Here is a 22,346-nt window from a genome sequence, read left to right as displayed (position 1 = left end):
CCGGCCCTTGGCTCACGCCTCGCCGCGCTGTTGCACGTGCAGCGTCCGCTCGCGCATGGCGAACCACTCGTCGGCATAGTCGTCGTTGCGATACTCGTCGAAATACGGACCGCCATCGGTGAAATGGATGTTCTTGGCTTCCGGGTCGTGGTCGTATTCGTTGACCAGCCAGTTCCAGCTCGCCGGCACTTCGCCGATCAGATTGTCGTCGCCGAGCCACTTGAACTGGTGAAGCTCCAGCCCGGTGGCGGTGTTGACGTAGTCGGTGGTCAGCGCCCGGCATTTGGCGTTGTTGAACAGGACGAAGCTCGACCAGTTCTTCTTCTCGTACTTCGTCTGCGTCTGACCGAGGAATTTCGTCTCGACCTTCGGCTGGTAGTCGTGCTTGACGCACATCACCGCGTAGCGATCGTCGCGCAGCGCCCAGAGCTCGGCGATGTCCGCGCGCATCAGCATGTCGCAGTCCATGAACAGGCTCCAGCCCTGGAAGTCGCTGAGAGCCGGAACCAGGAAACGGGAGAAGGAAAATTCCGTCGTTTGTAAAGGGTTGCGCTCGCGCGTGAATGTCTTTTCGAGGTGCGGCAGCACGATCGGTGTGAACGATACCGGCATCGTGGCGTGCTCGATGACGCTCTGGGCCAGCACGTGGTACGCGACGACCTCTTTGGAGTCGAAGCCGATGAAGACGCGGGCGGTATCGATGGTCAAGGTGGCATCTCCCATGCACGATCGGCGCTGGACCGTTTCCGCATCTGCTCCGCCGGCGGGTGCAGGGGATGCGGACCGGTTGACAAGACGCCGACAAGACAGTGCTTCCGGCGGACGGCTGACTCATTAGGGCAATTGGGAAATGGCCTCAAGCCGGTTTATCAGCTAGCACGACGAGGTCCCGCCCCGGGCAAGAGGGCCCGGTCGGCAGGCGGGAACGGGTGGAGAACCGCAATTGATGGAAGAAGTCTTGACGGCCCGGCCGGAGATCATTGCGCAAAAGCGCCACTCGACCTGGCAGAAATTCCGGATCTGGCGCCGGACGCAAAGCGCCCTGCGCAGCGAACGGTTCGGCAGCGACGCCTTTGCGACCTTCGAGGCCGGCGTGACCGGCTCCTACCCCGGCTCCACCGGCGGCGTCATCCTCGCGGCCTGCGACGATCTCTACTACTGGCGTTTTGCGATCACACTGCTGCTGTCGATCGAGGACCAGGGCGAGCGCCAGCAGGTGCATCTGCATCTCTGCCGACCCAGCGCCGCGACCCTCCGGCACATCGGCGGGCTGCCGGCACTTTTGACCCATGTCCAGTTGACCTGGACGGTGGACGACTGCCGCCTCGCCGAGGGCCTGCGCTATCGAACAGTCTACCTCGCTTCCGCGCGCTTTCTGATCGCCGCCGCCGTGATGCGTGAGGCGAAGGTGCCGGTCTTGTGCATCGACGTGGATGCCATCGCGGTCAAGCCGATCTGGCCGGCCTACGCCGCCGCACAGGCCAGGGGCGATGCGGTTCTGATCCAGCGCCCGACCGAGAGCAGCGTCAGCCGCCGTCTGCGCGCCGGTGCCGTCGGCTTCAACCCGACGCCGGCGGGCCGCCGCTACGTCTCCGCAGTGGGACGAGCGATCGCCGCGATCTTTGCCATCCGGCCCCTGTATCACCTGGACCAGATCGTCCTCTTCTATCTGATGCGCACGATGAAGCACCGGCGGGAGTTGCAGGTCGCGGACATGCCCGACCCGCTGTCGGATTTCGACTTCTCCGGGGAGGCGGTGATCTGGATGGCCAAGGGCTGGGCGGTGAAAAACTCCGACCAGTACGGAGATGCCAAGCGCGCGGTCGACGCGCGCTATCCGCAGGTGCCGCAGGTGCCGCAGGTGCCGGACATGCCGGGCGTCCCGGCCGGTCTGGCGGGAAATGGCTGACCCCTTGCCCTCCGCCGACCCTGCCCGCCTTGTCCGTTCCAGATCCGCATGCCAGAAGCCACCGCCGGTGTTCGTCGGCGCCCTTGTTCCTTACGAAGTGACGCCGCCCATGCCTGAGAACAGCCACCCCGGCTCAGCGACCGGCTCGGTCGAGGCCGCAGACGACCGGGATGCCGGCCCATTCGCCCGGGACCGCTTCGTTGGCCGCCAGGGTCGGTTTCTCGACCGTCTCGGCATTCGCGATCGCCCTTGGCTCGTCTTCGGTTCGGCGCCCGATCCGACGGTGCCCGAGACGCTCCGGCGCGGCTTCGCCCGGATCGACATCAACAACGCCGGTCGCTCGGCCGCCGCCATGGGCCTCGGACGCGCCGACCTCACCATCCGCGCCAAGAAGAAATCCTGGACGGAGCATCCGCATCTCGACACGCGGGGCCTCCTGTGGATCCACACGGCTCCCGAGATCTTTCTGCGCCTGCTGGTCACGCCGAAACCACACGATCACATCGGCCGGATCGCGGCGCTGCGCCGGCGCGACCGGGAAGCGATGGTGACGCATGTCAGCGGCTCCTCCGTCGAGGCGATCGGCGACCTCGGCAAGGTGACCAATGGCGTCGCGGCGATCTGCTACGGCCTGCTGCTGGGGGTGCCGCAGATCGTGGTGGCGGGCATCTCGCTCTCCAAGGTCGGCCATTCCTACGACGACCTGGGCCGTGTCCGCCGCCAGACGGACGAGGACAGCTTCATCCTCGATCGTTTGCGCGACCATCCGCGGCTGTTCACGACCGAGACCGACCTCGCCCGCGACAGCGGTCTTGCCCTGTGGACGCCGGATCGGCAGCTTCCCGCTCGCTGAGCCGACAGCCTGCCGCCTGTACGCGATCGATGATGTTTGCCCCGGCGCCGCGCGTCCGCCAAGCGAGCGAGCTCGTCACGGCGAGCCTTCCCTGCCTCGGTCGAAAACAGCGCGAGGCCGAGGCCAAAAAAAAGCGGGCCCTTGCGGACCCGCTCTTCGGTTCTTTCTGACGAGCAGCGACTACTCGAGGATCGACGACACGATGCCGGCGCCGACGGTGCGGCCGCCTTCGCGGATGGCGAAGCGCAGCTTGTCTTCCATCGCGATCGGCACGATCAGCTTGACGTCCATGGTGACGTTGTCGCCGGGCATGACCATCTCGGTGCCCTCGGGCAGCGTGACGACGCCGGTCACATCCGTCGTGCGGAAGTAGAACTGCGGCCGGTAGTTGGTGAAGAACGGCGTGTGACGGCCACCCTCTTCCTTCGTCAGGATGTAGGCCTCGGCCATGAAGCGCGTGTGCGGCTTCACGGTGCCCGGCTTGCACAGCACCTGGCCGCGCTCGACGCCCTCGCGGTCGACGCCGCGAACGAGTGCGCCGATGTTGTCGCCGGCCTGGCCCTGGTCGAGCAGCTTGCGGAACATCTCGACGCCGGTGACCGTCGTCTTCTTGGTGTCGCGGATGCCGACGATCTCGACTTCCTCGCCGACCTTGACGATGCCGCGCTCGACGCGGCCGGTGACGACCGTGCCGCGGCCCGAGATCGAGAACACGTCTTCGATCGGCATCAGGAAGGGCATGTTGATCGGACGCTCGGGCGTCGGGATGTACTCGTCGACGGCGGCCATCAGGGCGCGCACGGCGTCTTCGCCGATGACCTTGTTCGAGTCCTCCAGAGCGGCCAGGGCCGAACCCTTGACGATCGGGATGTCGTCGCCCGGATATTCGTACATCGACAGGAGCTCGCGAACTTCGAGCTCGACGAGCTCCAGGAGCTCCTCGTCGTCGACCTGGTCGACCTTGTTCAGGAACACCACGATCGCGGGAACGCCGACCTGACGGGCGAGCAGGATGTGCTCGCGGGTCTGCGGCATCGGGCCGTCGGCCGCCGAGCAGACCAGGATCGCGCCGTCCATCTGGGCGGCACCGGTGATCATGTTCTTGACGTAGTCGGCATGGCCCGGGCAGTCGACGTGGGCGTAGTGGCGGTTAGGCGTCTCATACTCGACGTGCGCCGTCGAGATCGTGATGCCGCGCGCCTTCTCTTCCGGCGCCGCATCGATCTGGTCGTAGCGCTTGTACTCGCCGAAGTACTTCGTGATCGCCGCCGTCAGGCTCGTCTTGCCGTGGTCGACGTGACCGATCGTGCCGATGTTCACATGCGGCTTGTTGCGCTCGAATTTGCTCTTGGCCATTCCGGGTACCCTTGAAGAACATTTGCGAATGAGGCCGCGACATAGAGACTTGGCCGGAGAAACACAAGCGCCCGCGACAAATCACGCGGGTTCCTGGCCAACTATCGCGTCAGGGGGTGAGTGGCTGGAGCGGGTAGCGGGAATCGAACCCGCATATTCAGCTTGGAAGGCTGCTGCTCTACCACTGAGCTATACCCGCATGCCAGGTCCGGCAGAGTGGTGCCGGCATTCAGATCCGGCGGGCAGCCGGCAGGTTATGGTGGAGGGAGTTGGATTTGAACCAACGTAGGCGAACCAACGGATTTACAGTCCGTCCCCTTTAACCACTCGGGCATCCCTCCATAACCGCCACCGAAAGACAAGAGCTCTCGGCGCCGATGGGAGACGAAGAAACCACCGAAGCGGCTTCGTCTTCCGGGCGGCGTTATGCAGAGCCTTCCCGGCCCTGTCAATCGTTGCCGCGGCAGAAGGTGCAGATGGTGCGCGAATAAGATTGAGCCGAGGGTCCGGTATCGCTAGACAGGCTCATGAGCAAAGATTCCAAGAGCCACACCCCCAAAGACAGCCACTTCGCCACGCTGCGCCGCAGTTTTCGCGATGCCAAGGCGGGCGGCAAGCCGGAGACGGGAGCGCACCCCGCCTCCGCCTCGCGGCCGTCCCATCCCGGTCGGCCAGGGCCGGAAGACCGGGTGAGGCTCTACGGGCTGCACACTGTGGCGGCCGCGCTGAAGAACCCCGATCGCCGGCTGCACCGCCTGCTCGTCACCCGCAACGCGCTGCAGCGGCTGGAGCTCGGCGATACCGATGCGCCCTGCCCGATGGAAATCGTCGAGCCGCGCGCGCTCGACGTCGAGCTCGGCAGCGATGCCGTGCACCAGGGCGTGATGCTGGAGGCGGATCCTCTCGGCGGCCATGCCCTCGCCGAGCTCGGCGATTCGGTCCTGGTGCTCGTGCTCGACCAGGTCACCGATCCGCACAATGTCGGCGCCATCCTGCGCTCGGCCGCCGCTTTCGGCGCTGGTGCCATCGTCACGACGTCGCGCCATTCGCCGCAAGAATCGGGCGTCCTCGCCAAGGCCGCCTCGGGCGCGCTGGAGCTCGTCCCCTATATCCAGGTAGTCAATCTCGCCGACGCGCTCGGCACGCTGAAGAAGCGTGGCTTCCAGACCGTCGGTCTCGACTCCGACGGCGGCGCCGCGCTCGAAACGGCGTTCGCTGGCGAGAAGATCGCGCTCGTCCTCGGCGCCGAGGGCAAGGGCCTCCGGCAGAAGACGCGCGACACCGTTGACGTTTTGGCGCGTCTCGAAGTGCCGGGCGAAATCCGTTCGCTGAACGTCTCCAACGCCGCGGCCGTCGCGCTCTACGCCGCACGCCGCTTTCTCGCCTGACGGTCCGAGGCCGGGTCCAAAACCCCTGGCGAACTTCCGGCGGCCGCAAGGCGGGCGACAGGCCTGCTCGGGCGGTCCGCCTGCGGGCCCCATCGGGAGCGAACGGCGCCGCCGGTGCGCCGCCGCCCGTAATTTCGCCATGCTGGCAGGCTGGGACAGCCTGGCACAGCGGAGAGGCAGAATGCGTTCACACCCAGGATCGGTCAAAGCACTCTTGGCGATCGGTCTGCTGCTCGGGGCCGCCGCCCCTGCCGCGGCGCATCCGCATGTATTTGCCAGCGCCACGATGACGGTCAGCGCGACCCCGGACGGTCACCTTCTCGCCCTTCACAACAGCTGGTGGATGGACGAACTGTTCTCCTCGAGCGTCGTCGTCGACTTCGACGAGAACGCCAACGGCACGCTCGACCCTGACGAACTCGCCGCCGTCGGCAAGCAGGTCGGCTCCTCGATCAAGGAATGGTCCTACTACACCTTCGTGCGCCAGGGTGCCGGCGACATCGCCATGACCGCGCCCCCGGCGCTCGACGTCGCCTACGACGCGAAGCGCGGCCAGCTGAAATTCTCCTTCGCCCTGACCCCGGAGAAACCGGTGCTGCTGACGGGTCAGTCGACCACCTTCTCGAATTTCGACAACACCTACTTCGTCGCCTTCGATTTCGCCGAGACCGGCGCCTTCCTGACGAAGGGGCTGCCGGGAGACTGCAAGACCGGCGAATCGGTACCGACGCCGGACGAGGCGGCGAAATCCTGGATGGCGACGATTTCGGCGCTCGGCACCGACGAGACGGTGCCGGAGGACGGGATCAAGTTCTCCGAGGTGCTGTCGACGAAATTCAGCGTCGACTGCCGGCAGGGCTGAGAATCCCCCGACTCAGGCGGCGCAGGCCATGCAGACGCCCTTGATCTCGATCGTCGTCTTCGACGACTTGAACCGGTTGTCGCGTGCCCAGCCCGTCAGGCGCTCTTCGACCCCTTCATCGGAAAACTCCGACACGCTGCCGCATTTCTCGCAGATGGCGAAGGCCATCATCGAGGAGGCGTGGCAGTGCGGATGGGCGCAGGCGACGAAGGCGTTGAGGCTCTCCAGCCGGTGCACCAGACCGTAGACGAGCAGCTTGTCGAGCGCCCGGTAGACCTGCAACGGCGCCCTCAGGCCGTCATCGCGCAGGGTGTCGAGGATGGTGTAGGCGCTGAGCGGCCCCTCGGCCTTTTCGAGGGCGCCGAGCACGAGGTTCTGGTTCTTCGTCAGCGTGGGCGTCATGGTCATCGTGCCTTCGGCAGGCGGCCGTCGGTGGCCGCGGTCATCTTGAACGGAATGAGGCTGAGGAGAAAGAGGCCGAGCGCAGCGACGACGATCGACGGGCCGGACGGCGTGTCGAACTCCAGCGAGCCGAACAGGCCGCCGACGGCCGACAGCGCGCCGAGAAGGGCCGCCGTCACCGCCATGCGCTCCGGCGTCGCGGCAAAACGCCGGGCGGTCGCCGCGGGAATGATCAGCATCGCGGTGATCAGGAGGATGCCGACGATCTTCATCGCAATGGCGATGACCAGCGCCATCAGCAGCATGAACACCAGCCGCGAGCGCTCGGGCCGCATGCCCTCGGCCTCGGCGATCTCCGGGCTGACCGTCGCCGCCAGGAGGGGCCGCCACAGGAAGGCCAGCACGCCGAGAACCAGCGCGCCGCCGGCGTAGATGGCGACGAGATCGGTTTTCGACACTGCCAGGATGTCGCCGAAGAGAAAGCCCATCAGGTCGATCCTGACCCAGGTCATGAAGGCGACGAGGACGAGGCCGAGCGCCAGCGTCGCATGCGACAGGATGCCGAGCAGGGCGTCGGTCGACAGCGTCCCCTTGCGCTGTAGGACGATCAGCGACAGCGACACCACGGCCGCCACGACGAAGACGCCGATCATCATGTCGATGTCGAGGACGAGCGACAGGGCGATGCCGAGCAGCGCCGAATGCGCCATGGTGTCGCCGAAATAGGCCATCTTGCGCCAGACGACGAAACAGCCGAGCGGTCCGGTCGTCAGCGCCAGGCCGATGCCGGCGAGCACGGCGCGGACGAAAAAATCATCCAGCATGGACGTGGCTCCCGGCAGTTGCGGCCGCGCGCGGCTCCAGGAGAGTCGAAGCGGACTCGCCCGGCGTCACGCTCCCCGCCGGCTCGTGCGCGTGGCCGCTATGGTCGTGCGCGTTGCCGTGGTGATCGTGATGGCCGTCGCCGGCATGGCAATGGTCGGTCAGCGTCCCGTCGGCATGCTCCACGCGCCCGTCCGGCAGATGCGTGTGGTCGTGGTGATGCCGGTAGACCGCGAGCGTCCCGGCCGCCCGCGCGCCGAACAGTTTCAGATATTCCGGGCTGGCCGCGACCTTTTCCGGCGTGCCGCGGCAGCAGACATGGCCGTTGAGGCAGACGACCGTGTCGGTCTGCGCCATCACCACATGCAAATCGTGCGAGATCAGGAGGACACCGCAGCCGGTGCGATCGCGAATCTCGCCGATCAGATCGTAGAGCTGCGTCTCGCCGGTGAAATCGACGCCCTGCACCGGCTCGTCGAGCACGAGGAGGTCGGGCTTGCGGGCGAGCGCCCGGGCGAGCAGGGCCCGCTGGAACTCGCCGCCGGAGAGATGCTGCACCTCGGCCTTCTTGAGATGCGCTATGCCGACGCTGGCAAGTGCCGCATCGATCTCGGCCGCCGCAAGCCGGGCGGTCAGAGACATCAGCCGCTCGACCGTCAGCGGCAGCGTCCAGTCGACCGACAGTTTTTGCGGGACATAGCCGACGGCAAGCGCGTCGCGCCGCGTGGCACGGCCCTCGTCCGGCTTCATCAGGCCGATCGCCATCTTCGCCGTCGTGCTCTTGCCCGAGCCGTTGGGACCGATGAGCGTGACGATCTCGCCCCGCCGCACGCTGAGGTCGACACCCCGCACCAACCAACGTCCGGCACGGCTGATGCCGGCACCCTCGAGTTCGATAAGCAGATCTCTGGTCAACCCGGCCCCTGTCGTCCTGTGCAGCGCAGCCGTCCCGCGCCTTGCCGGCGGCTCAGTCGGGAAATCGACGGGCCAGGCTTGCTCGCCAATATTGTCAACGTTATAGCATGACGCAAGGTCCTGTAATATCGTTACATGTTCAAACGCCGGAGAACCTCGCCATGCGGCTCCTCAACGCCATGCTGATCGCCACCGTCTCCCTCATCGGGCTGTCCGTCCCCGCCTCGGCCGAGCCCCGCGTGGTCGCGTCGATCAAGCCAATCCATTCGCTCGTCGCCGCGGTCATGCAGGGCGTCGGCGAGCCCAGCCTGATCGTCGACGGCGGCGCCTCGCCGCATACCTATGCGATGAAGCCGTCCAACGCCGCGGATCTGGAAGCGGCCGACATCGTCTTCTGGGCCGGCGACGATCTGGAGGCCTTTCTCGTCAAGCCGATCGAGACACTGGGCGCCAAGGCGAAATCGGTGGAACTCGTCGACGCGCCGGGCCTCCTCCACCTCCCCTTGCGAGAAGGCGGCAGCTTCGACGCGCATGAGCACGGTGCCGAAGAGGCCGCTGGATCTCATGAAGCCGAGGCGGCAGCCGGACACGACCACGCCGGGCACGACCATGAAGCGGCGACCGAGCACGAAGGGCACGCGGCCCACGCCGGGCACGGGCACGACGAGATCGACATGCATTTCTGGCTCGACCCGGTGAACGCCAAGGCAATGGTCGCCGTCATCGCCGCGACTCTCTCCGAGGCCGATCCGGCCGACGCCGCGGCCTATGCGGCCAATGCCGCGAAAGTCTCCGCCCGGCTGGATAGCCTGACCGCCTCGACGAAGGCGGCGCTGGCGCCGGTCGCCGGAAAACCCTTCATCGTCTTCCACGATGCCTACCAGTATTTCGAGAACCGTTTCGGCGTCACCGCCGCCGGCTCCATCACGGTCAGCCCCGAATCCATTCCGGGCGTCCAGCGTATCGCCGAGATCCAGGAGAAGGTCCGCAGCCTCGGCGCCACCTGCGTCTTCGCGGAGCCGCAGTTCGAGCCGAAACTCGTCACGGTCGTCACCGAGGGCAGCGAGGCCCGCACGGGCGTGCTGGATCCCGAGGGCGCCGCGTTGGAGGACGGCCCGGAGCTCTATTTCCAGCTGATCGACGGCCTGACGACGGCGCTGACGGACTGCCTGACGCCGCAGGGCTGATGGAGTGAGGGCTGAGGGCCGAGGGAGGTTGTCAGCCCGTGTCTGACGGCTTGAACCCGGCCACTATCACTGATCCTAGTCATCGTCGGGCTTGACCCGACGACCCATGCCGAGGCGCCGAACCATCGTCCCGGACGACAGTCGATCTGACCCCGAGCGGCTACGGAATGCTCGCGGCATAGGTTCTCGGGTCAAGCCCCGAGAATGACTATCTCTCGGGGTGTGCGGACGTCTCGTGCGTTGATGACAAGGCCAGCCCTGTGGGTTTTGCTGCGGCGGCGGATGCTTCTCACGCGGACATCGACACGACTCCCGCCGCTCAGGCTTCCACTTCCACCCGGCCGATCGGCTTGGAGCAGCAGGCGAGGATGTAGCCTTCCTCGACCTCGTCGTCGCGGATGCCGCCATTGTGCACCATGTGCACTTCGCCGGAGATCTTCTTCGTCTTGCAGGTGCCGCAGACGCCGAACTGGCAGGCGCTCGGGATGTTGAGACCGAGGCCCTTGGCGACCTGCAGGATGGTGTCGGTCTCGGTGCAGGCGGCTTCGAGGCCGGACGTGGCGAAGACGACGCGCGCGCCCTTGCCTTCCTCTGGAATGACGTCGTCGATGCCGACCAGACCGAGATCTTCGGCCAGCGGCGCGGCGAAGCTTTCCTCGTGGTAGTGCGTCATGTCGAAAGCGGCGGCGTTCAGGATGTCGCGCACGGCCTGCATGAAGACGGCCGGGCCGCAGCAGAAGATCTCCCGCTCCTGATAGTCGCTGGCGATGAGTTCCAGCATCAGGCTGTTGATGCGGCCCTTGTAGCCCGTCCAGGCATCGAAGGGATCGGCGCGCTCGACGATCCAGGCGAGCTCGATGTCATTCACCCGCGCCGCCATGCGCTCAAGCTCGGCGCGGAAGATGATGTCGGTCGGGCTGCGCGCGCAGTGGATGAACTTGATGTCGGTGTGGCGGGCGTAGTCGTAGAGCCAACGCGTCATCGACATCATCGGCGTGATGCCGGATCCGGCCGAGATGAAGAGATAGCGCTCGGCCGGATGGTTGTGGAAGGTGAAGATGCCGGCCGGGCCATAGGCCTTCAGCCGCACGCCCTCCCGGACATTGTCGAACATCCAGCGGCTGGCGACGCTGCCGGCCTGCGCCTTCACCGTCACCGAAACCGACAGCGGCCGCGACGGGCTGGAGGACAGCGTATAGGTCCGCAGCATCGGCGCGCCGGGGATCGGCAGCTCCAGCGTGATGAATTGGCCGGGATGATAGCGGAACCAGGATTCATCCGGCGTCTGGAACGAGAACGTCATGACATCCGGGGTCTCCGGCAACACCGCGACGCATTCGAGAACCTGGACCTGGTCGTTCCAGGGACGCATCTCGTCGAGATGCTTGTGTCGCGGTGCTGGAGTCATGAGGGATCAGGCAACCTTCAGATGCGGCATGCTCGCACCCCGAAGGCGCGTTTCCATGAAGTTGCAGTACCAGTCGACGAACTGCAACACGCCGCCCTCGTGCACCGGCGAGTAGGGGCCGGGCGTGTAGGCGGGCGAATTGATGCCGAACTGGTTCTCCTCGATGATGCGCCGATCCTGATCGTTGGTGGCGATCCAGACCTTCGTCAGCTCATCGATGGTGTAGTCGACGCCCTCGACGGCATCCTTGTGCACCAGCCACTTCGTCGTCACCTGCGTCTCGTTCGGGCCGAGCGGCAGCACGCGGAAGGACGAGGCGTGGTCGCCGAGGATGTGGTTCCAGGTGGTCGGGTAGTGGAAGAGCAGCATGGTGCCGATCTGCGGCGTCAACACGTTCGGCGACAGCGGCTTCTTCGAAGCGGCCTTGCCGGACATGGTGAAGCTGACGGCATCGCGCAGCAGCGGCATGCGCGCGGCGCGGAACTGGCCGTCGGGCGAGATCTTGAACTGGCTCGGCAGGCCTGCAGCCTCGCAGCGCTGCCAGTGTTCGGCGATCTCCGGCTCCTCCATCGCGTCGACGCCCGTCACACCAGGCGCTTCCGGGAAGGTGCGGCAGAGCTCGGGATGGCTGCCGGCGCAGTGGTAGCACTCCCGGTTGTTCTCCCAGGTGAGCTTCCAGTTGCCCTTCTCGACGATGGTCATCTCGAAGGCGACCTTGGTCTCCGACAGCGTGTGCGGCGCGAAATAGGGCTCGACCATCTCGCGGACGGGCGAGAAGTCCGGCGCGATCTCGGAGAGATTGACGAAGATGTAGCCGCCGACGGTCTCGCAGTGGATCGGCTTCAGGCCGAACTCGGTCGGCTTGAAATCGGCACCCATGTCGCGGGCGAACAGGAGGCGCCCGTCGAGCTCGTAGGTCCACTGGTGATAGGGGCAGACGAGCTTCGCCGCCGTGCCCTTCTCCGCCGAGCAGATGCGCGAACCGCGATGACGGCAGGCATTGTGGAAGGCGCGGACGTTCTTCTGGGCGTCGCGCACGATCAGCACGGGATAGGCGCCGACCTGCGCGGTCATGTAGCTGCCGGGCTTGGGCAGCTCGCAATCGTGGCCCATGAACAACCAGTCGCGATACCAGATCGTCTCGAGATCCAGCTGGTAGTAGTCGGGATCGCTGTAGAACGCCTGCTCCAGGCTGTAGCCGGGTTTACGCCGCTGGAGCTTTGCCAGCATCTCATCGCGAACGTTCATGCCAATCTCCACATCGCCAAAGGGAGTCACACCTGCGCCGGCCTCGCTCCCCGGGGGAGTGAACCCGCCCGATCTGTCGCAAATCGTCATGGACCTGCGACGCTCGGCGGGGATCCGGTCATCCTCGCCCTCCCGGCCGGATCTGGCCTGAAAGACAAGCGGATAACAGCACTGCACCGCTGCGTTCGAGCCGGTAAAAGCGACAGCTTCGTCGCTGTCTACGACATCGCGCGACCGGGCTGCATTTTCCCGACATCGCGGGCAAAATTACGGCGTGAAAGAGAGTGCCAGCCGCTCAGGCGACCTCGGCAAGTCCCAGACGGTGGCGCATGACGGAGGTTTGGCTGGACAGGTCGGCAATCGTGTAGTTGCCGAGGACACCGAGAAAGGCGTCGAGCGCCCTGTGCAGGGCGGCATTCAACGCGCAGCTGTCGATCAGCGGGCAATCGGTAGCACCGGTCTCGAAGCATTCCGCGAGGGCGAAGCTCTCCTCCGTCACCTCGACCACGGCCCGCAAGGTGATCTGCTCGGCGGGCTTGGCCAGACGAATGCCGCCATTGCGGCCCCGGACCGTCTCGACGAGGCCCGCCATGACGAGCGGCTGGAGGATCTTGAAAAGGAACAGCTCGGACAGCGAATACGCGGCGGCGATGTCTCCCACGCGGCTGAGCTTGCCAGGGTTGACCGCGCAATACATCAGCATCCGGATCGCATGGTTCGTCTGACGGGTCAGGCGCATGGTCATCGTTCCCAGGTTCGTGTCGGAAGCCGCCGAAAGGCGACTCCCGCATTCACCTTAGAAGAATTCCAAGTTAAATGAAGCCCTCATTTACGCGGCGCCGCATTTCGTGTGCACCGGGTGTCCGTTCGCCTCAGTCGGCGACCGGCTGAAAGTTCATGGCCACCCCGTTGATGCAATAGCGCAGATGCGTCGGCGGCGGACCGTCGTCGAAGACATGGCCGAGATGGCTGCCGCAGCGCGCGCAATGGCATTCGGTCCGTACCATGCCCAGCGTCCGGTCGACGGTCGTGGCGATCGCGCCCGGAAGCGGATCGTTGAAGCTCGGCCAGCCGGTGCCGCTCTCGAATTTGCGCGTCGAGGTGAAGAGCTCCTGATCGCAGCCGGCACAGGTGAAGGTCCCGTCGCGCTTCTCGTAATTCAGGGCGCAGCTTCCCGGCCGCTCGGTGCCATGGGCCCGCATCACGCGGTACTGCTCCGGCGTCAGCAAAGCGCGCCACTCGGCGTCGGTTCGGGTCACGGGGTAGGTCTGGACGTCCATAAAAGTCTCTCCGCTCGATCGGGCCCGGAAGGCCACTGTTGCCCTGATATGGGACACAAAGGCCGCGGCCGCAAACGGTGGGAAGAGAGCCCGCTGCCGGACCCTCTCCCTCGATCAGGCGGCCAAGGCCCGTCGATCCCGCCGGTCTATCTTACCGGCGCGGTGCACCGGGCGTTCCCTGGTCCGGCTGGCGGGGCCGCAGCCCGTCGGCGCCGCTGACCCTTTCCGCCGGGTCTTCGTCCGAATAGCCGACGGCCTTGCCGACCGAATCTTCCGGTGCGCGCACGCCGCCCTTGGCATCGTGGCCGCCGTCGGTGCGTTCCGTCTCTTGATCCGACATGTCCCGTCCTCCCTTTCATTCCCGCGGCGGGCATCCTCGACCTACCGCCTGATTGCGGCCCGACACCTTGTGTCCGGCCTTGAAATCACAACAGAATTCGGCAGGGAGCGTTCCCCGGGAGGCGATCACGAAGCCGCGGCGGGCGGAGAGAGATCTCGGCGGAGACGGAAAACCCCCGTCGAGGCACCTCCGCCTGCGACGATCTCGAAAGCCTTCGATATCATCACCTTGACAGGTTTTCCGGATCCAGGAGGCGAGCTTCGCTGCGGAAAGCGCCTGGGATGGCCGGGGCTTACCCCTTCGGCGTGCGAGGCATGGAGGACGCCTTATGAGCCATCGTGACGGCGCGCCACGCCTGGTCGGCCGGCCGGCCGAACGGGCCTGTGCCCTTCGGGCGGGCCGGCCACAGGTCGCCTTACCGTGCGGCGCCCTACCCGGCTTCGACTGGCGTCCAGGCGCTTCCCGACTGCGACGACCGGACGGCCGCCTCGATAAAGGCGAGGCCCGCGATGCCGTCGGCGATGGTCGGATAGAGCACCTCCGGCGGCAGGGCCTCACCAGCATCGCAGGCCCGGATCGCCGCGGCAGCCTCGGCGTAGATGGTGGCAAAGCCTTCGAGATAGCCCTCGGGATGCCCGGCCGGAATGCGCGAGACTCGGGCTGCGGAAGGGCCGGCACCGGCGCCGTTGCGCGTCACCAGCCGCTTCTGTTCGCTAAGGGGCGTGTACCAGAGAAGGTTCGGGTTTTCCTGGCTCCATTCCAGCCCGCCCTTCGTGCCATAGACGCGCAGCTTCAGCCCGTTCTCGTTGCCCGGCGCGACCTGGCTGCACCAGAGCGTGCCACGGGCGCCGCCGCGATAACGCAGCATGATGTGGGCGTTATCGTCGAGTCTTCGACCGTCGACGAAGGTGTGGAGATCGGCCGCGAGCTCCTCCGCCTCGAGCCCGCTGACGAAACTGCCGAGGTGAAAGGCATGGGTGCCGATGTCGCCGATCGAGCCGACGGCCCCGGCCTGTGCCGGATCGACGCGCCACCCTGCCTGCTTGGAGCCCGAGTCCTCGGTGCGGCCGGTCAGCCAGTCCTGGACATATTCCGCCTGCACCAGTCGGATCTCACCGAGCACGCCGCCCGCCACCATCTCCCGGGCCTGCCGGATCATCGGATAGCCGGAATAGTTGTGGGTGAGGACAAAAACCTTGCCGCTCGCCTCGATCAGCCGCGCCAGCTCCCGCGCATCGGCGAGCGTGGTGGTCACCGGCTTGTCGCAGATGACGTGCACGCCCCGGGCCAGGAAGGCGCGGGCGACCGGAAAATGCGTGGCGTTGGGGGTAACGATCGCCACGGCCTCGATGCCGTCCGGCCGCGCCGCCTCGCGTTCGGCCATTTCCGCGTAGCTGCCATAGCTGCGCTCGTCGGTGAGCCCAATCTCCCGCGCCGACGCCCTTGCCCGCTCGGGATCGGACGACAGCGCCCCCGCCACCAGCTCGAACCGGTCGTCGATCCGCGCCGCGATGCGGTGCACGCCGCCGATGAAGGCGCCCTGCCCGCCGCCGACCATGCCGAGCCGGATGCGCTTCCCGCCTCGCTCGCTGCGTCCCTCGATGCTCATGTTATTCTCCCCGTCATGCTCCCCGGCGCTCTGGCGGCGCTCATGGGATTTGTTTCCGCCGTAGCCCCGTCAGTCGATGCCCAGCATCCGCCGGTTCGCCGCCTCGTCGGTTCCGCCGGTGGCGAAATCGTCAAAAGCCTTGTCGGTCACCTCGATGATGTGGCTGGCGATGAAGGGCGCGCCCTCGGCGGCGCCCTGCGCCGGCGATTTCAGGCAGCATTCCCATTCCAGCACGGCCCAGGAATCGTAGTCGTATTCGGCGAGCTTCGAGAAGATCCCGGCGAAATCCACCTGCCCGTCGCCGAGCGAACGGAAGCGCCCAGCCCGCTTCACCCAGGGCTGGTAGCCGGAATAGACGCCCTGACGGCCGGTCGGGTTGAACTCGGCGTCCTTGACGTGAAAGGCGCAGATCCGCTCGTGGTAGATGTCGATGAAGTCGAGGTAGTCGAGCTGCTGCAGCACGAAGTGCGAGGGATCATAGTTGATCTGGCAGCGCGGATGGTGGCCGGTCCGCTCGAGGAACATCTCGAAGGTCGCCCCGTCGAACAGGTCCTCGCCGGGATGGATCTCGTAGCCGACGTCGCAGCCGGCTTCGTCGAAGGCGTCGAGGATCGGCGTCCAGCGCCGGGCCAGTTCGTCGAACGCCGTCTCGACGAGGCCGGCCGGCCGCTGCGGCCAGGGATAGAGATAGGGCCAGGCGAGCGCGCCGGAAAAGGTGACGTGGCTCTTGAAGCCGAAATGCGCCGACGCCTTCGCCGCGAGCTTCAGCTGCTCGACCGCCCAGGCCTGCCGCGCCTTGGGATTGCCCCGCACTTCCGGCGCGGCAAAGCCGTCGAAGGCGTCGTCGAAGCCGGGATGGACGGCGACAAGCTGGCCCTGCAGGTGCGTCGACAGATCGGTGATCTCGACGCCGGCCTCGCGGCAGACGCCGGCGATCTCGTCGCAATAGTCCTTCGACGTGCCGGCTTTGCTCAGATCGAAGAGGCGCGCGTCCCAGGTCGGGATCTGCACGCCTTTGTAGCCGAGATCGGCCGCCCAGCCGGCGATCTCCGCCAGGCTGCCGAACGGTGCCGCATCGCCTGCGAACTGGGCGAGAAAGATACCTGGCCCCTTCATCGTCTTCATCATGACCCTCCCGTTTCAATTCGGCGCGGGCCCCGGCCTCCCAACCGGTTCGTTCTCCCCGCGCATCGGGCGGAGCTTAGTCGGGCTCACCGGCAATATGAAGCGCGTCGGCGATTTCTTCTCTGCCTGGGAAGCAAGTGCGTCGCGCGGCTGGCATCCAGGCGGCCCGGCCGGCGCCCCGCACGCTTGCCGCATGGCGGCGGCCAGCGCGCTCCCCCGTGTCCGGCCAGCTTCAGCCGACGAGGCCGGCCATCCCCCGCCGCTTCAGTCTGCCGCGGCGGCCCGAAACGCCTCGGCGGTGAGATAGCTGGCCTGCGTGCCGCGCCGCGTGATCGACAGCGCGGCATAGCGCGCGGCCTGGCCAAGCGCCGCCTCGACGCTGTCGCCACCGGCGTAGAAGTGCGCGAAAGCGCCGATGAAGGCGTCGCCGGCGCCGGTCGTATCGACCGGGTCCACCTTCACCGGGGCCACGGGCCGCACCGCCTCGGCCGTCACCAGCAGCGCGCCGCGACTGCCCATGGTGACGATGACGGTCTTGATGCCCTTGGCGATCAGGCTGCGGGCCGCCGCCTCGACCTCGGCCGCGCCCGACACCGGCATGCCGGACAGGATCGCCAGCTCCGTCTCGTTCGGCACGAGAAAGTCGGCGTCGCGGATTTTCTCGACGTCGAGGTCGGCGGCCGCGGGCGCCGGATTGAGCAGGACCTCGATGCCCCTCGCTCTGCCGAAGGCGATGGCGTGATAGACGGTCTCGGCCGGCACCTCCATCTGCAACAGGATCAGCCGGCAGGTCGACAGCGCCTCGGCCGCCGCGTCGACGTCGGCTGGCGCGAGGTGATCGTTGGCACCCTTGACGATGAGGATGGCGTTTTCGCCCGCATGGTCGACGAAGATCGGCGCGACGCCCGAGGAGACGCCCGCGACGCGCCCGACATGCGCGGTGGAGACGCCATTGGCGCGGAAATTCTGGATCTGCTGGTCGGCGAAGCTGTCGTCCCCGACCTTCGTCACCATGACGACGTCCGAGCCGAGGCGGGCCGCCGCGATCGCCTGGTTGGCGCCCTTGCCGCCATGGCCGATGGCAAAGGAATCGGCCGCCAGCGTTTCCCCGCGACGGGGCATGCGCGCGCCATAGGTGACGAGATCCATCATGTTCGAGCCGATGACGCCGATACGGGGGCCCAAGCGATCACTCCCTTCTTGCGATGAGGGTCCGAGCCAGCCAGGGCAGTCGCCGCAGGGCCGGTTCATCCCCGTCCCCGCGCTATAGGTCGCCGCGCCCGTCCCGTGCAACAGGTCCCGCCGCCCAGAGACCACCCCACGCCGCCCAGCCTCTAAAAATTCGGCTGCACCGTCGATCCGACTATGCTATCGCCTCGCCGAGGCCGGCTTAGCTCAGTTGGTAGAGCACCTGATTTGTAATCAGGGGGTCGCGGGTTCGAGCCCTGCAGCCGGCACCACGCCAAACCTTACGCAGCAAAGCTTTCAGCAGACCTCAGGGTGTCACTCGCCGAGCTGGCATACCGTGACCCCTCTGTGCTCCCTCGAATGCGAGGCTAACTCGAAATCCTGCGCGAGTCGCAGCGTGAAGTCTTCAAAGCTGATCGACCACGACATAGAATCCGATCCGCGCCTCAATCGGAGCGGTCGTGCTGAGCGGTCGTTATGCCGCCAGCATGGCAGCGGCTTGGCCGCCGTCTACCAGGATACACTGACCGGTGATCCAGCGAGCCCGCTCCGAAGCGAGGAACACCACGGCTTCGGCGATGTCCCTTGGTTCGGCAAAGCCGCCAAGGGGGATGCTTCGTCGGGCGGCCTCGTACGCTTGTGGGTCGTTTTTCCGCGTTTCATCCCAGATCCCGCCCGGAAAGTCGGCAGAGCCGGACACGACGCAGTTCACCCGGATGCCGTCTGGAGCGTAGCGCCTCGCGCTGGCGCGGGTGTACTGCTCCAGCGCGGCCTTCGCCGCGCCGTAGGCCTGGCGTTGCGGATGGGCGGTCCGGGAGCCCACGGAGGACATCGTGACGACAGTGCCGTTGCCGCTTCGTTTCAGCATCGGCACGGCAGCTTTGAGGGCGCGGACTACACCCAGGAGATCGACGTTCAGAGCCTCGATCCACGCGTCCTCGTCGTCCGATCGGGTGAAACGCGAAGCGCAGTTGATGAGAACGTCGATCCCGCCCAGATGCGCGTCGGCAGCTTTGACGAAGTCGCATGTCGAGGCGGTATAACCGATGTCGCACTTGCCGACATGAATCTCCGCGCCTTCGGTGCGAAGAAGGTCGCATCTCACCGATTCAAGGATTTCAGTGTCACGCGCTCCGATCGCCAGACGGGCACCGCGTTCCACCAGAATGCGGCTTACCGCGAGCCCGATGCCGCGACTTCCACCGATCACGACGACACGGCGGTTTGAGAATTCCTTCATTGCCTAATCCTTACTGAAAGAGAGGTCGAAATCCTCCCCATCCACTTCGAGACGTCGAAGCGATGTCCCTTGCCGCGGTCTCGGCGATCGGCCGTGAGGGCGCCGGCTTAGCCTTCCGGAGGAACCGCTCTGCCGCTGCAGCTCGAGCCTCATCGAGCACCGGCGGCGAGAGGAAATTAGGTCGGTGCCGCCCGTCCCAGCATCGCCCTTAGCGATGAAAGACGGTCTGGATCGACCTGAGCACAGCCTGCACCCGACCGTCCGAGTGGCCGGCGACATTGGCGCCGTTGGGAGCCGAGACGACGCCTTGCGACAGGTGCAGCGCCAGGTCCTCGGCCAGCGCCGGCCGGTCGGCGAGAAGCCCGGAAAAGGCATTCTGGTCGAGGGCGTAGGCCGTCACCCGGCTCAACGCTTCCAGCGTGCAGGCTTCACCGCTCCCCGTGAGCAATCCCGTCTCGCCGAAGCAGTCACCCGGCGACAGAAAACCGCGTGGCTCGCCGTTGCACTGTCGGGCGACCGTCCCCGCCCGGATCATCATGAGATTCGTCAGCCGTTCACCCTCGCGCACGATGACCTCGCCGCGCTCGAAGCTTCGGGTGACCGCCGAAGCGGCCAGCGCGGCTTTCTCCGCGGTGACGAGACTCCCGAAGATCGGCATGGCGTCGATCAGCTCCAACGGGGTGACCGTCGGCGGATGGACCGTCTCTTCGGTCGGATGGTTGCCGGCGAAGCCGCCGGTCGGCGGCAAGGCCAGGAGAAGGCCGGCGGCCTTGCAATGACGGTAGACGCGATCGAGCACCTCGTTTCGCGCCGCAACCCGCTGCGACGGGCTGCGGACAGCGAATTGCAGCTCGAAGGCCAGAGCCGACGCGTCCAATCCCAGCAGCACCACCACCGGCGCCGGGGTCTGGAGGATCGCATTGCTGCTGGCGAGCGCCGCACGCATCACTTCGACGATGACCGAGGGCATGCGCGTCGGTGCGATGCGAAGCGGCAGCATCATGAAATGCGTCTCGTTCGGCCGGCTGACATTGGTCAGGGCAAGTTTTGCCAGCAAGCTGTTGGGAATCACGACGATGTTGCTGGAACCGGTGCGAAGATGGGTCGAGCGCCAGTTGCTTGCGGCGACTCGGCCCTCGGTGCCGTCGGCGAGCAGGATCCAATCGCCGATGACGTAGGGCCGGCCGACCGTCAGCGCGATGCCCGAGAAGACGTCCCCGAGCGTGCTCTGCAGGGCGAGGCCGAGAAGGATCGCGACCACGCCGGAGGTGGCCACGAGCGTTCCGATCGGCACCCCGAAGACGAAGGCCAGCATGGAGCAGGCCATGCCGAGATAGACGATCCCGACGACCAGATCCTGCAGCAGCCGCGCTTCGCGGGGCCGGCCCTCAAGCACGAGATAGATCCGGACGAGGCCGATCAGCGCCCAGGCCAGATGCAGCCACCACAACAGCTTCGCCGCCTGGAGCGGCAGCGCCTCCGGCCCGCTGCCGCGAAAACCTTCGAAACGCACCGGAGAGAGGTCGTAGCCGACGAGGACGAGGGTCATCGCCGCGAAGAGGACCAGCTGGGCAATCAGGCGGGTCTTGGTACGGCCGACCGGCACGACGTGCCAGAGGACGATGCTGCCGAGGCCGATACCGATGAGCATGTCGATCGGAGAAACTGTCGAGAACATCGCACCGACCTCAGCGGGTCTCCCGATGGAGACGAAAATTCGAGCCGCACCGGCTGTCGCCGGCGCGGCTCGGCTGCTCACTCAGGGCTTAAGCGGGGTGACGAGTTCTTTGTCGGCGGTGTCGAGCACGAAGACCGCGAGCAGTTTTGCCGGCGCCGTCTCGCTGTCGTTCGCACTGACGGCGTGGCGGTCGCCCGGATACTCCGAAAAGCTTTCGCCGGCGCGATAGACGGTGACTGGTCCGTCGTTGACCTGGCTGCGGATCGCACCTTCCAAGACGGTGGCGTAGATGAAGGACGAATCCGGGTGCGTATGGCCCGCGGAGAAGCCCCCGGGGCCGTATTCGACCAGAACGCCCTTGATGCTCTTGCCGGGCACGTTCGGCAGTTCGTGCTCGTAGACGAGCGTGACCTTCGAGGCTTTGTACGCGGTCTCGGTATCGTGTGCGCTGGCGCCGGCGACGAAGGCGAGGCCGAGTGCCAGGACGGGGGCGAGAAGACGGATCATGCTGATGTCCTTTCCGGATGCGGGGTTGGGGCGTCGCGACTCTGCAACGCCGATCGGTTCAATGGGCGGGGGCTGGAGGCGCTGTGGCGAACCACGTCTCGAAGGTGACGTGGCCGAGGCGCGGGTTGCCCTCCGACACGAGCGACAGGGTGTCGAGCCGGGCGCCGAAATACTTGGCCTCCGGGTCCGCCTCGACGGTACGGGGATCCTTGGTGGCGGTGAGGTAGCGCTGCACGAGGTCGCTGAGACGAACCCGCTCGGGGCCCGCGATCTCGACGATGCCGTTGGCCGGCGCGGCCAGCGCGATGTCGGCCATTGCGTCGGCGACGTCGTCCGAGGCGATCGGCTGGACGAAGGCAGGCGACAGATGGACGGCCTGGCCGACGGTGCCGGAATTGGCGATGCCGCTGAGGAACTCCATGAACTGTGTCGAGTGGACGATGGTGTAAGGCATGCCGCTCTCGCGGATCAGCTTTTCCTGCAGGAGCTTGCCGCGGAAATAGCCGCTCTCCTGCAGCCGCTCGGTACCGACCACCGACAGCGCGACGTGGTGCTTGACGCCGGCGACCTTCTCGGCCGCCAGAAGATTGCGGCCCGCGGTGCCGAAGAAGTCGAGCACGTCTTGATCGGCGAAGGAGGGCGAGTTGGCGAGGTCGAGCACCACGTCACAGCCGATGAGCGCTTCGGCGAGGCCCTCGCCCGTGATGGTGTTGACGCCGGTGTTCGGCGAGGCGGCAATCACCTCGTGACCGCGGTCGCGAAGGCGCGTGACGGTCTTCGAGCCGATCAGCCCGGTTCCGCCGATGATGACGATCTTCATGGGAGTGCTCCAGTTGCCGCCGTTCAAGGCGGACACGTTTCAGATTTTGGGATTGGTCTGTTGGCAGTCGCCGTGTGACCGCCTGCCGGCCGTCGCGGGCGTCCTGTGTCAACGGCGGAGCAATTCCAGGCCAGTGTGGCGGAGTAAAACCAGGCCACGCGTCCGAGAGGGCACGACACAGGAAAGGGCCCGATCGGGCCCTTTCCTGT

Annotated in this window: 22 protein-coding genes and 3 tRNA genes; 6 read left to right on the top strand and 19 right to left on the bottom strand. The window is 66.4% G+C overall.

Features of this window, described 5'->3' with window-relative positions:
* Positions 1-12: 12 nt before the first annotated feature.
* Positions 13-708 (bottom strand): glycosyltransferase family protein, encoded by a 696-nt coding sequence (locus tag IEX88_RS23190; protein WP_244640455.1) that lies wholly within the window; start codon positions 706-708, stop codon positions 13-15.
* A 238-nt stretch (positions 709-946) separates the two neighbouring features.
* Between IEX88_RS23190 and IEX88_RS23185 the strand changes: the two genes are divergently transcribed.
* Together IEX88_RS23185 and IEX88_RS23180 are read left to right on the top strand one after the other, a co-directional pair.
* Positions 947-1,909, top strand: coding sequence for a hypothetical protein (locus tag IEX88_RS23185; RefSeq protein ID WP_188854866.1), 963 nt, complete (start codon positions 947-949; stop codon positions 1,907-1,909).
* Between the two features lie 109 nt (positions 1,910-2,018).
* The gene (locus tag IEX88_RS23180; RefSeq protein WP_188854865.1) at positions 2,019-2,762 is read left to right on the top strand and encodes a hypothetical protein; all 744 of its coding nucleotides are present in this window, start codon (positions 2,019-2,021) and stop codon (positions 2,760-2,762) included.
* A gap of 180 nt (positions 2,763-2,942) precedes the next feature.
* Here IEX88_RS23180 and tuf read toward each other — a convergent pair whose 3' ends face one another.
* The 3 genes from tuf to IEX88_RS23165 all read right to left on the bottom strand — a co-directional run bounded on the left by tuf (position 2,943) and on the right by IEX88_RS23165 (position 4,459).
* Positions 2,943-4,118 (bottom strand): elongation factor Tu, encoded by a 1,176-nt coding sequence (gene tuf / locus IEX88_RS23175; protein WP_188854864.1) that lies wholly within the window; start codon positions 4,116-4,118, stop codon positions 2,943-2,945.
* Between the two features lie 125 nt (positions 4,119-4,243).
* A tRNA-Gly gene (locus tag IEX88_RS23170) sits at positions 4,244-4,317 on the bottom strand.
* Positions 4,318-4,375: 58 nt separating this feature from the next.
* Positions 4,376-4,459: transfer RNA gene (locus IEX88_RS23165), tRNA-Tyr, on the bottom strand.
* 186 nt (positions 4,460-4,645) lie between these two features.
* Here IEX88_RS23165 and IEX88_RS23160 point away from each other — a divergent pair.
* Both IEX88_RS23160 and IEX88_RS23155 read left to right on the top strand, forming a co-directional pair.
* Positions 4,646-5,506 carry a TrmH family RNA methyltransferase gene (locus tag IEX88_RS23160; protein WP_188854863.1) on the top strand — a complete coding sequence of 287 codons (861 nt, stop codon included), beginning with the start codon at positions 4,646-4,648 and terminating at the stop codon, positions 5,504-5,506.
* 181 nt (positions 5,507-5,687) lie between these two features.
* Complete coding sequence (locus IEX88_RS23155; protein ID WP_188854862.1) at positions 5,688-6,368, top strand: DUF1007 family protein; 681 nt, start codon at positions 5,688-5,690, stop codon at positions 6,366-6,368.
* Positions 6,369-6,380: 12 nt separating this feature from the next.
* Here IEX88_RS23155 and IEX88_RS23150 read toward each other — a convergent pair whose 3' ends face one another.
* The 3 genes from IEX88_RS23150 to IEX88_RS23140 are packed head-to-tail and all read right to left on the bottom strand — an operon-like array spanning position 6,381 to position 8,507.
* On the bottom strand, positions 6,381-6,776 hold the full coding sequence (locus IEX88_RS23150; protein WP_188854861.1) for a Fur family transcriptional regulator: 396 nt from the start codon (positions 6,774-6,776) through the stop codon (positions 6,381-6,383).
* Entirely contained in the window at positions 6,773-7,594 is an 822-nt protein-coding gene (locus tag IEX88_RS23145) for a metal ABC transporter permease (protein ID WP_188854860.1), read from the bottom strand. The genes IEX88_RS23150 and IEX88_RS23145 overlap by 4 nt, the downstream gene beginning before the upstream one ends.
* The gene (locus IEX88_RS23140; protein ID WP_244640454.1) at positions 7,584-8,507 is read right to left on the bottom strand and encodes an ATP-binding cassette domain-containing protein; all 924 of its coding nucleotides are present in this window, start codon (positions 8,505-8,507) and stop codon (positions 7,584-7,586) included. The genes IEX88_RS23145 and IEX88_RS23140 overlap by 11 nt, the downstream gene beginning before the upstream one ends.
* Positions 8,508-8,668: 161 nt before the next feature.
* Between IEX88_RS23140 and IEX88_RS23135 the strand changes: the two genes are divergently transcribed.
* Positions 8,669-9,694 carry a zinc ABC transporter substrate-binding protein gene (locus tag IEX88_RS23135; protein WP_188854859.1) on the top strand — a complete coding sequence of 342 codons (1,026 nt, stop codon included), beginning with the start codon at positions 8,669-8,671 and terminating at the stop codon, positions 9,692-9,694.
* A 319-nt stretch (positions 9,695-10,013) separates the two neighbouring features.
* Here IEX88_RS23135 and IEX88_RS23130 read toward each other — a convergent pair whose 3' ends face one another.
* The 8 genes from IEX88_RS23130 to rbsK all read right to left on the bottom strand — a co-directional run bounded on the left by IEX88_RS23130 (position 10,014) and on the right by rbsK (position 17,889).
* Positions 10,014-11,102, bottom strand: a complete 1,089-nt coding sequence (locus IEX88_RS23130) for an FAD-binding oxidoreductase (RefSeq protein ID WP_188854858.1) — start codon at positions 11,100-11,102, stop codon at positions 10,014-10,016.
* Positions 11,103-11,108: 6 nt separating this feature from the next.
* Positions 11,109-12,350: an aromatic ring-hydroxylating oxygenase subunit alpha gene (locus tag IEX88_RS23125; protein ID WP_188854857.1), complete on the bottom strand. Its 1,242-nt coding sequence runs from the start codon at positions 12,348-12,350 to the stop codon at positions 11,109-11,111.
* Positions 12,351-12,645: 295 nt separating this feature from the next.
* The gene (gene rirA / locus IEX88_RS23120) at positions 12,646-13,089 is read right to left on the bottom strand and encodes an iron-responsive transcriptional regulator RirA (protein ID WP_188854856.1); all 444 of its coding nucleotides are present in this window, start codon (positions 13,087-13,089) and stop codon (positions 12,646-12,648) included.
* Between the two features lie 133 nt (positions 13,090-13,222).
* Complete coding sequence (gene msrB, locus IEX88_RS23115) at positions 13,223-13,630, bottom strand: peptide-methionine (R)-S-oxide reductase MsrB (RefSeq protein ID WP_188854855.1); 408 nt, start codon at positions 13,628-13,630, stop codon at positions 13,223-13,225.
* A gap of 151 nt (positions 13,631-13,781) precedes the next feature.
* Positions 13,782-13,970: a hypothetical protein gene (locus tag IEX88_RS23110; RefSeq protein WP_188854854.1), complete on the bottom strand. Its 189-nt coding sequence runs from the start codon at positions 13,968-13,970 to the stop codon at positions 13,782-13,784.
* A gap of 430 nt (positions 13,971-14,400) precedes the next feature.
* Positions 14,401-15,579: a Gfo/Idh/MocA family protein gene (locus IEX88_RS23105; protein WP_188854853.1), complete on the bottom strand. Its 1,179-nt coding sequence runs from the start codon at positions 15,577-15,579 to the stop codon at positions 14,401-14,403.
* A 69-nt stretch (positions 15,580-15,648) separates the two neighbouring features.
* Entirely contained in the window at positions 15,649-16,707 is a 1,059-nt protein-coding gene (locus IEX88_RS23100) for a sugar phosphate isomerase/epimerase family protein (RefSeq protein WP_188854852.1), read from the bottom strand.
* Between the two features lie 261 nt (positions 16,708-16,968).
* Complete coding sequence (gene rbsK / locus IEX88_RS23095) at positions 16,969-17,889, bottom strand: ribokinase (RefSeq protein WP_210319328.1); 921 nt, start codon at positions 17,887-17,889, stop codon at positions 16,969-16,971.
* A 199-nt stretch (positions 17,890-18,088) separates the two neighbouring features.
* Between rbsK and IEX88_RS23090 the strand changes: the two genes are divergently transcribed.
* Positions 18,089-18,164: transfer RNA gene (locus tag IEX88_RS23090), tRNA-Thr, on the top strand.
* Between the two features lie 203 nt (positions 18,165-18,367).
* Here IEX88_RS23090 and IEX88_RS23085 read toward each other — a convergent pair.
* From IEX88_RS23085 to IEX88_RS23070, 4 genes are all read right to left on the bottom strand, one after another.
* Positions 18,368-19,132, bottom strand: coding sequence for an SDR family NAD(P)-dependent oxidoreductase (locus IEX88_RS23085; protein ID WP_188854850.1), 765 nt, complete (start codon positions 19,130-19,132; stop codon positions 18,368-18,370).
* A 208-nt stretch (positions 19,133-19,340) separates the two neighbouring features.
* Positions 19,341-20,810: a mechanosensitive ion channel domain-containing protein gene (locus tag IEX88_RS23080; protein WP_188854849.1), complete on the bottom strand. Its 1,470-nt coding sequence runs from the start codon at positions 20,808-20,810 to the stop codon at positions 19,341-19,343.
* Between the two features lie 81 nt (positions 20,811-20,891).
* Complete coding sequence (locus IEX88_RS23075; protein WP_188854848.1) at positions 20,892-21,317, bottom strand: cupin domain-containing protein; 426 nt, start codon at positions 21,315-21,317, stop codon at positions 20,892-20,894.
* Positions 21,318-21,375: 58 nt separating this feature from the next.
* Positions 21,376-22,137 carry an SDR family oxidoreductase gene (locus IEX88_RS23070; protein WP_188854847.1) on the bottom strand — a complete coding sequence of 254 codons (762 nt, stop codon included), beginning with the start codon at positions 22,135-22,137 and terminating at the stop codon, positions 21,376-21,378.
* Positions 22,138-22,346: the final 209 nt, after the last annotated feature.

The sequence above is a fragment of the Aureimonas glaciei genome (assembly GCF_014643375.1).
Lineage (GTDB): Bacteria > Pseudomonadota > Alphaproteobacteria > Rhizobiales > Rhizobiaceae > Plantimonas > Plantimonas glaciei.
This window is presented reverse-complemented; position numbering and strand designations above follow the sequence as displayed.